Below are 7,729 nucleotides of genomic sequence, written 5' to 3' on the forward strand. Positions count from 1 at the left end.
TCGGCGTCGGCCCGTGGCTCGGCGGCCCGGACGCGTGGCCCGACGACCCGCGCCTCGACCCCGAGCTGCTCGCCCACGGCGACCGCCGCAACGTCGCCGACCGGTACCGCTACTGGTCGGTCGAGGCCGTCGTCGCCGACCTGGACACCCGGCGGCACCCGTTCCACGTGGCCATCGAGAACTGGGCGCACGACCTCAACATCGGCTCGGTCGTCCGGACCGCCAACGCGTTCAACGCCGCCGGGGTGCACGTCGTCGGCCGCCGCCGGTGGAACCGCCGCGGCGCGATGGTCACCGACCGCTACCTGCACGTCCACCACCACCCGGACGTCGAGGACCTGCTCGCGTGGGCCGCGACGGCCGGCCCGGACGGCGGCCCGCTGCCGGTGCTCGGGATCGACAACGTCCCGGGGTCCGTGCCGCTCGACGGGTACCCGGTGCCGGCCGCGTGCGTCCTGCTGTTCGGCCAGGAGTCCGCGGGGCTGTCGGACGCGGCGCGCGCCGGGGCGGACGCGGTGCTGCACATCGACCAGTACGGCTCCACGCGGTCCATCAACGCGGGCGCGGCGGCGGCGATCGCCATGCACGCGTGGGCGGTCCGGCACGCGGGACCCCCGCCGGCCTGACGCCCGCCGGGCGTCTCGTGGGCAGGACGTCCCGCCGCGCCGCGCGCAGGACGTGCCAGACTTGGGGAGAAAGCGAAACCCCACTCTCTTTGGAGCTGCTGCGATGCCCATCGCCACCCCCGAGGTGTACGCCGAGATGATCGACCGGGCGAAGGCGGGCAAGTTCGCCTACCCGGCCGTGAACATCACGTCCTCCCAGACCATCACCGCCGCGCTGCAGGGCTTCGCCGAGGCGGAGTCGGACGGCATCCTCCAGGTCTCCGTCGGTGGCGCCGAGTACGCGTCGGGCTCCACGGTCAAGGACCGCGTCTCGGGCACCCGCGCGCTCGCCGCGTACGCGACCGAGGTCGCCAAGGGCTACGGCATCACGGTCGCCCTGCACACCGACCACTGCGTCAAGAAGAACCTGGACTCCTGGGTCCGTCCGCTCCTGGCCCTGGAGGCCGAGGAGGTCAAGGCCGGCAAGAACCCGACCTTCCAGTCGCACATGTTCGACGGCTCCGACATCCCGCTGGACGAGAACCTCGTCATCGCGGCCGAGCTGCTCGAGCTGTCGCAGGCCGCGCGCACGATCCTCGAGATCGAGGTCGGCGTCGTGGGTGGCGAGGAGGACGGCCACGAGGCCGAGATCAACGAGAAGCTCTACACCACGGCCGAGGACGGCCTGGCGACGGTCCGCGCGCTCGGCGCCGGCGAGAAGGGCCGCTACCTGACGGCCCTGACCTTCGGCAACGTGCACGGCGTGTACAAGCCGGGTGCCGTCAAGCTGCGCCCGTCGATCCTCGCGGACATCCAGAAGGCCGTCGGCGGCGAGATCGGCAAGGAGAACCCGTTCGACCTCGTGTTCCACGGCGGTTCGGGCTCCACGGCCGCGGAGATCTCCGAGGCGGTCGACAACGGCGTCATCAAGATGAACATCGACACCGACACCCAGTACGCGTTCACGCGTCCCGTGGTCGGCCACATGTTCAGCAACTACGACGGCGTGCTGAAGGTCGACGGCGAGGTCGGCAACAAGAAGGCGTACGACCCGCGCGCCTGGGGCAAGCTGGCCGAGGCCGGCATGGCCGCCCGCATCGTCGAGGCCGCGCAGCAGCTGCGCTCGGCGGGCCAGCGCCTGCGCTGATCCGCCCGACGGCCCCACGGGGCCGGCGACGCGACGAGGGCCCGGTCACCACCACGGTGACCGGGCCCTCGTGCGTGCCGGGGCGCGGCGAGCGGTGCCGCTCAGGCCCGGTGGTCGTCCTCGACCACGTCGAGCAGCTCACCGATCCGGGTGACCTCGAGCAGGAACTGCACCGTCGGCGGCACGTGCAGCAGCCGCACGCGGTGCGGGGTCCGCATCGCCAGGCGGGCGAGGAACGCGACGCCGGACGAGTCCATGAACGTCACGTGGTGCGCGTCGACCTCGATGGGCACGCCGGCCTGCTCGGCGTCGGTCGTGGCCTGCGCCAGGTCGGCGCCGAGGTCCGCGTCGACCTCGCCGGACAGCACGATCGTGGTCCGGTCGGGGGACAGGATGACGTGCACCGAGCCCGGCTCCCCGGCTGCCTCGCCGGGTGCGGGTACGGTCGGGGCGGCCGTGGCTTCCGAGGCCTGGTCCCCGGCGAGCCCGCCCGGGGGTGTGCTGTTACCGTCGCGCACGATGCTCCCTCCCGTCCGGGTGTCGGTCAGACGACCGCGCCGGTGTTCGGCCACCGTCCCGGCGGGTTGCTGCACCGGGACCTGTCGGAGACGCTAGACGATCGGAGGCGGTGGTGGTCAACTCCACGCCCGGGGACGGCGCCGGGGACGTCGTCGACTCCATCGGGCGAGCGGTGGGCCAGATCGTCGGGATGCCCGTCCTGGTCGTCGCCGCCGAGCCGCCGCGGTGGCCCGTCGTCTGGGTGAACCGCGCGTTCACGGAGGCGACCGGCCTCACGCTCGACGACGTCACCGGCCCCGCGGTCGACCTGATCGCGCTGTCCGCCGAGGACGCCTCCGGCCTGCGCCAGCTCCAGGAGGCCGTGCTGGACCGGCGTGCCACGTCCGCGCTGCTGCGGCTGCGGCGCGCCGGGGGCGACTGGTTCTGGGCGCGGACCGTGGTGACGCCGGTGACGGCGGACGGTGCGACGGAGCCCACGCACTGGGTGGCGGCGCTGGTCGACGTCACCGACCAGGTGGACCGCGACGCCGCGGTGGCGGCCGAGGTCGAGGTGGTCCGGCGGGAGAGCGAGGACCTCGCGCTGATCGGGGCGGTCTCGGACCTCGTGATGGACCTGGACGACCCGTACGGCCTGCGCGCCATCGCCGAGCTGCTGGCGCACCGGGTGGTCGGCTGGGCCGGCTTCTACGTCGACGACGACGGCCTGCAGGCCGCGGACGGCGTCGACGTGACCCGCACCCCGCGCGCGTCGGGCCGGCGGCACGGACCGGGCGGCACGGGGGTGCCCTTCGTCGCGCGCCGCGGGGCCGCCCGTCCCGTCGGCGACGACCCCGTGCAGCGGCTGCTGGACGGGGAGGGCGAGATGCACCTGGTGCTGGACCTCGACACCGACGCGCCGTACCCGCCGGGGACCGCCTCGGCGTGGCTCGCGGCGGACCTGCGCAGCCGCGTGCCCGGCGGTGCCGGCGTCGGGCACGTCGCCGTGCTGCCCCTGCCCGGACGGCACCGGGTGCTCGGCCTGCTCGCCGTGGTCCCGCGACCGGCCCCCGGCCCGGAGCTCGTGCACGACGCGCCCACCCGCGGCGGCGTCGACGAGCGCACGCGCACGATCCTGTCGCTGACCGCCCGGCGGGTCGGCCTGGCCATGGAGAACGTGCGGCTGTACGCCCGCGAGCACCGGGTCGCCGAGACGCTGCAGCGCGCGATGCTCCCCGAGCAGGCCGAGATCGAGGGCCTGGACGTCTGGTCGTACTACGCCCCGAACGTGGTCTACGCGCAGGTCGGTGGCGACTGGTACGACGTCGTGCAGATCGAGCCGGACGTCGTCGGCGTGGTGATCGGCGACGTGGTGGGCCACGACGTCGAGGCGGCCGCCGCGATGGGCCAGCTCCGGTCCGTCGTACGCGCCTACGCGTTCGAGGTCACCGAGCCCGGCCCGGTGCTCGAGCGCGTGGACCAGCTCGTGGGCGGCATGCGGATCCCGCGCTCCGCCGGCCTGGTGCTGACGACGCTCACCCGGCGTGACGGCGGCGACGGCGGCTGCCCGAGCTGGCACCTGGCGTACTCCCGCGCCGGCCACCTCCCGGCCCTCCTGGTCCGGGACGGCGAGGTCGTGCTGCTGGACGAGGCCGGCGGCGCGCTCATCGGGTTCGGCGACGGGCACCGCCGGACCGCGCACCACGACCTGCTGCCGGGCGACGTGCTGGTGTTCTACACCGACGGCCTGATCGAGCGCCGCGACCGGGCGCTGATCGACGGGCTCGTCACGCTGCGCGAGGTGGCCGCGGGTGCGACCGCCGTCGACGCCGCCGGCATCGGCGAGGAGCTGCTCGCCCGGCTGGCGGACGGCCCCGAGGACGACGTGGCCGTCGTCGTCGTGCGGGTCCCGGACCTCACGGACACCTCCGGGCACGGCGGCAACGTGCGCAGCCGGCGCTGGCAGCTGCCGAGCGAGCCGGGGTCGATCGCCCGCGCCCGGCACGCGGTGGTGCGGACGTCGCACGCCTGGGAGCTCGGCGACGCGTCGAACGCGGAGCTCGTGGTCTCGGAGCTGGTCGCCAACGCCGTGCTGCACGGCTGGGGCCGGGTCACGCTGCGGCTGCACGACACCGGCGAGGGCCTGCGGATCGAGGTCGAGGACTCCAACCCGACCCCGCCCGTCGCGACCGAGGGCCACCCGGGGCGGATCGGCGGGTTCGGCATGCGGATCGTCGAGCGGCTCGCCGACTGGGGCTGGCGGCCGTCGCGCGGCGGCAAGGTCGTGTGGGCGCGGGTGCGGCCGACGGAGCCGTCGGTGCTCGACGGCCCGCGTGGCGGGGTATAACTGTCGTTATACTCGTGTCATGAAGACCGCGATCTCCATCCCCGACCACGAGGCGGCGCGCATCGACGCGAGCGCGCGGCGGCACGGCATGACGCGCTCGGAGTTCTACCGACGCGCGGCCGGCCGGTTCGCGGACGAGCTGGAGGCGCAGGACGTGACCCAGCGCATCGACGACGCGATCGCGGCCGCCGGTCAGCCCGGTGCGACCACCGAACCGTTCCGGCGGGCCGCCGGCGACCTCGTCGCCGAGGCCGACTGGTGATCGCACGGGGCGACGTCTGCTGGGTCGACTTCGGGATCCCCCGAGGGAGTGCGCCCGCGAAGCGGAGGCCGGCGGTCGTGGTCCAGTCCGACGACTACAACCGGTCCCGGATCGCGACCGTCGTGGTGGTGCCGTTGACGTCGAACACGGCACTCGCCGCCATGCCGGGCAACGTCCTGGTCCCGCAGACCGCGTCCGGTCTCGCGAAGGACTCGGTCGCGAACGTGTCGCAGGTGACCGTAGTGTCCCGCGAGCACGTGGAGCACCCGGTGGGCGCGCTGCCCACCGGACTCGTGCACCAGGTCGACTCGGGCCTGCGCGCCGTCCTGGCGCTGTGACGTCAGGCGCCCGCGGGGGCGTCCTGCGCGACCTGCTCGGTGCCGTCGCCCCCGGCCGGGGCGCAGCGGTGGTCCGCGTCGATGCGGAACAGCTCGAGCGCGCCGCAGATCTCCAGCACGAACAGGTCCCGGGGGTCCGCGCCGCGCAGCACCGTCGCTCCGCCGCGCTTGCGGCTGGCGTCGGCGAGCGAGATGAGGAACGCCGCGCCGGTCGAGTCCATGAACGTCACGTCGCACATGTCGATGACGAGCAGCTGGCGGCGCAGCCCGACGACGCGGGCGGCGATCTCGGGGAACTGGTCGCGCTCGGCGAGGTCGAGGTCGCCGGCGATGACGAGGGTGGTCGTCGCGGCCGAGGTGGCGATCTCGATCATGGGCGGACTTCCGACGAGGGGGGCACGGGCTGGACGACTGTAACCACGTGCCGGGCCCCCGCGCATGCCGGGATCGCCGGGGCCCGCCACGGCGGGCCGTCCTGACACACTGGGCGGCATGACCGGAGCCAACCTCCTCGGACCCGAGCCCACCCGCCTGCCGGACGGTGCGGACGCCGACGCGCGCGCCGTGCTCACCGCCGGCGGCGACCCGCGGGACGCCGCCCGCCGCGCCCCCGCCTCGTCGCTCGCGTGGGCGCTGCTCGCCGAGCGCGCGCTGCGCGACGAGGGCGACCCGGTGGCCGCGTACGCCTACGCCCGCACCGGCTACCACCGCGGGCTGGACGCGCTGCGGCGCGCGGGCTGGCGGGGCCAGGGGCCGATCCCGGCCGACCACGAGGCGAACCAGGGCTTCCTGCGCGCGCTGCTCGCGCTGGCCGAGGCCGCCGAGGCGATCGAGGAGGTCGACGAGGCCGCGCGCTGCGAGCAGTTCCTCGTGGACTCCGGCACCTCCGCCGCCGAGGTCGCGGGCCTGCGCTGACCGGGTGCGGACGGCGCCGGCACCCACGGGTGCGGGCGTCGTCCGGACGGTGATCACGCGGCTCCGGTAATCTTCCGGAGGTACTGGGGTCGCCTGCCGCCCCGTGCCCGGACCTCCCGCGCCCGAGCCACGCCGCTCGGCCCCGCTGCGGGTGCCGCCGCGAGGCAGGGTGGGAGTGGTGATCACATGCCGGCCGTCGTGGTGCTCGGGACCCAGTGGGGCGACGAGGGCAAGGGCAAGGCGACCGACCAGCTCGGGTCGCGGATCGACTACGTGGTGAAGTTCAACGGCGGCAACAACGCCGGGCACACCGTGGTCGTGAACGGCGAGAAGTACGCCCTGCACCTGCTGCCGTCGGGCATCCTGTCGCCCGGTGTCGTGCCGGTCATCGGCAACGGCGTCGTCATCGACATCGAGGTGCTGTTCGAGGAGATCGACGCGCTGCAGGCCCGCGGGGTCTCCGCGGAGCGGCTGCTGGTGTCGTCCGCGGCGCACGTCATCGCGCCGTACCACCGCACGATCGACAAGGTCACCGAGCGGTTCCTCGGCAAGCGGAAGATCGGCACCACCGGCCGCGGCATCGGCCCGGCGTACGCCGACAAGATCAACCGGGTCGGCATCCGCATCCAGGACCTGTTCGACGAGAAGATCCTGCGGCAGAAGGTCGAGGGCTCGCTCGACCAGAAGAACCACCTGCTGGTGAAGGTCTACAACCGCCGCGCCATCACGGTCGACGAGACGGTCGAGGACCTGCTGGGCTACGCCGAGCGGCTCCGCCCGTACGTGGCCGACACCCCGCTGGTGCTGAACCAGGCGCTCGACGCCGGGAAGACGCTCGTGTTCGAGGCCGGCCAGGCCACGATGCTCGACATCGACCATGGCACGTACCCGTTCGTGACGTCGTCGTCGGCGACCGCGGGCGGCGCGTGCACCGGCTCCGGCATCGGCCCGACCAGGATCGACCGGGTCGTGGGCGTCGCTAAGGCGTACACCACCCGGGTCGGCGAGGGCCCGTACCCGACGGAGCTGTTCGACGAGGACGGCGAGTGGCTCCGGCAGACCGGCGGCGAGTTCGGCACCACGACCGGCCGCCCGCGCCGCACCGGCTGGTACGACGCCGTGGTCGCCCGGTACTCCTCGCGGATCAACGGGCTCACCGACCTCGTGGTCACCAAGCTCGACGTGCTCACCGGCCGGGACAAGATCCCGGTCGCCGTGGCGTACGACGTGGACGGCCGCCGGTTCGACGAGATGCCGGACGACCAGAGCGACTACCACCACGCCACGCCGGTCTACGAGTACCTGGACGGCTGGACCGAGGACATCTCGGGCGCCCGCGAGCTGTCGGACCTGCCGGTGAACGCGCAGCGGTACCTGGCGCGGCTCGAGGAGATCTCGGGCTGCCGGATCTCCGCCGTCGGCGTGGGCCCGGGCCGCGAGGCCACCGTGGCGATCCACGACCTGCTGGGCTGACCCGGCGAGTCCTCCGTCCGCGTCGTCCGCCCGGATCCTCCGGCCGGACGACCGGGCGGTTGAGGATCCGCCGATCCGACGACGCGGACGCGCGCCGCTGCGGGAGACGGTGCCCGCATGCGTCCTCGTCGTGGCCCCGAACCCACC

9 protein-coding genes are annotated in these 7,729 nt (G+C 74.2%); 7 read left to right on the top strand and 2 right to left on the bottom strand.

Annotated elements, in window-relative coordinates; translation table 11 throughout:
• Both G6556_RS15300 and fbaA read left to right on the top strand, forming a co-directional pair.
• Nucleotides 1–626: TrmH family RNA methyltransferase (locus tag G6556_RS15300; RefSeq protein WP_166943247.1), on the top strand; the 626-nt coding region annotated here is incomplete at its 5' end.
• Between the two features lie 103 nt (nt 627–729).
• Nucleotides 730–1,752, top strand: a complete 1,023-nt coding sequence (fbaA, locus tag G6556_RS15305; protein ID WP_166943250.1) for a class II fructose-bisphosphate aldolase — start codon at nt 730–732, stop codon at nt 1,750–1,752.
• 101 nt (nt 1,753–1,853) lie between these two features.
• On the opposite strand, the gene G6556_RS15310 is transcribed toward fbaA, so the two are convergent.
• Nucleotides 1,854–2,156, bottom strand: a complete 303-nt coding sequence (locus G6556_RS15310) for an STAS domain-containing protein (protein ID WP_346774931.1) — start codon at nt 2,154–2,156, stop codon at nt 1,854–1,856.
• A 224-nt stretch (nt 2,157–2,380) separates the two neighbouring features.
• Here G6556_RS15310 and G6556_RS15315 point away from each other — a divergent pair, with 224 nt between their 5' ends.
• From G6556_RS15315 to G6556_RS15325, 3 genes are read left to right on the top strand one after another with little or no spacing between them, the layout of a single operon-like run.
• Nucleotides 2,381–4,594: a SpoIIE family protein phosphatase gene (locus tag G6556_RS15315; RefSeq protein WP_205693562.1), complete on the top strand. Its 2,214-nt coding sequence runs from the start codon at nt 2,381–2,383 to the stop codon at nt 4,592–4,594.
• Between the two features lie 19 nt (nt 4,595–4,613).
• Entirely contained in the window at nt 4,614–4,856 is a 243-nt protein-coding gene (locus G6556_RS15320) for a ribbon-helix-helix protein, CopG family (protein WP_166943256.1), read from the top strand.
• On the top strand, nt 4,853–5,194 hold the full coding sequence (locus G6556_RS15325) for a type II toxin-antitoxin system PemK/MazF family toxin (RefSeq protein ID WP_346774932.1): 342 nt from the start codon (nt 4,853–4,855) through the stop codon (nt 5,192–5,194). The genes G6556_RS15320 and G6556_RS15325 overlap by 4 nt, the downstream gene beginning before the upstream one ends.
• A gap of 2 nt (nt 5,195–5,196) precedes the next feature.
• Here G6556_RS15325 and G6556_RS15330 read toward each other — a convergent pair whose 3' ends face one another.
• Nucleotides 5,197–5,568 (bottom strand): STAS domain-containing protein, encoded by a 372-nt coding sequence (locus G6556_RS15330; RefSeq protein WP_166943259.1) that lies wholly within the window; start codon nt 5,566–5,568, stop codon nt 5,197–5,199.
• Nucleotides 5,569–5,686: 118 nt separating this feature from the next.
• On the opposite strand from G6556_RS15330, the gene G6556_RS15335 reads away from it, so the two are divergent.
• Nucleotides 5,687–6,109 (top strand): DUF3151 domain-containing protein, encoded by a 423-nt coding sequence (locus G6556_RS15335; protein WP_166943261.1) that lies wholly within the window; start codon nt 5,687–5,689, stop codon nt 6,107–6,109.
• A gap of 186 nt (nt 6,110–6,295) precedes the next feature.
• Nucleotides 6,296–7,582, top strand: coding sequence for an adenylosuccinate synthase (locus tag G6556_RS15340; RefSeq protein WP_166943264.1), 1,287 nt, complete (start codon nt 6,296–6,298; stop codon nt 7,580–7,582).
• Nucleotides 7,583–7,729 lie beyond the last annotated feature (147 nt).

The sequence above is a fragment of the Cellulomonas sp. IC4_254 genome, assembly GCF_011603975.1.
Taxonomy (GTDB): Bacteria; Actinomycetota; Actinomycetes; order Actinomycetales; family Cellulomonadaceae; genus Cellulomonas.